We start from the raw sequence: 772 nt of genomic DNA, 5'->3' as shown, positions 1-772 counted from the left end.
CTCGAAAAGCAAGCCGCTTGCGAACAAGCAGTCCTCGTCTGAAGTTGCCATTTTGCTGTTTACTGCGGGCGTGGCTTCGCTCTTTCTCGGAGTAATGCAGACATCATTTATCGTCATCGTTTTGTTTGCATTTCGATTTGCATTCAAACGTTGGCTGACTAAGCGCATTGGCGGTTTTACTGGCGATTGCTTAGGTGCAGCGCAGCAGCTTTCTGAGCTCTTGGTTTACCTTACTCTAATCTCGTTTTATCAAAATATATGAAGCAGTTAATTCTCGGTGGTGCTCGTTCAGGAAAATCGAAACTTGCTGAACAAACCGCAAGACAGTTGTCCGAAAAGGAGAACAAGTCATTACATTATGTCGCTACTGCGTTGCCATTTGATGATGAGATGCGAGAGCGGATTAAGCATCATCAAGCTCAACGTGGGGAAGGGTGGCATGAACACGAATGCCACCTTCGACTTCCTGATTTACTTGCTCATTTTGATGCTAATGACGTTGTATTGGTTGATTGCTTAACGTTGTGGCTGAACAACTGGATTTTTGAGTTAGGTGAAGCCTGCAGTAACGAGTTATTAGAACAAGAGATAGAAAAGCTCACTCAAGCGGTTGAAAATTCTCGCGCGACACTGATTTTTGTCTCTAACGAGGTGGGAATGGGCATCGTGCCGCTGGGTGCTGTGAGCCGCTATTTTGTTGATAATGCAGGGCGCATGAATCAACAACTTGCTCAAGTATGCTCTCGAGTAACGTTTGTTGCGGCAGGGTTGC

Annotated in this window: 2 protein-coding genes; both read left to right on the top strand. The window is 45.7% G+C overall.

The annotated features are described in order from the left end of the window. A partial coding sequence (locus R7Q48_RS26665) for an adenosylcobinamide-GDP ribazoletransferase (protein ID WP_318133232.1) occupies positions 1-262 on the top strand: 262 nt, incomplete at its 5' end. Continuing rightward, positions 259-772: bifunctional adenosylcobinamide kinase/adenosylcobinamide-phosphate guanylyltransferase (cobU, locus tag R7Q48_RS26660; protein WP_318133229.1), on the top strand; the 514-nt coding region annotated here is incomplete at its 3' end. The genes R7Q48_RS26665 and cobU, both read left to right, overlap by 4 nt.

It is taken from the genome of Vibrio sp. 378 (genome assembly GCF_033339435.1).
This window is presented reverse-complemented; position numbering and strand designations above follow the sequence as displayed.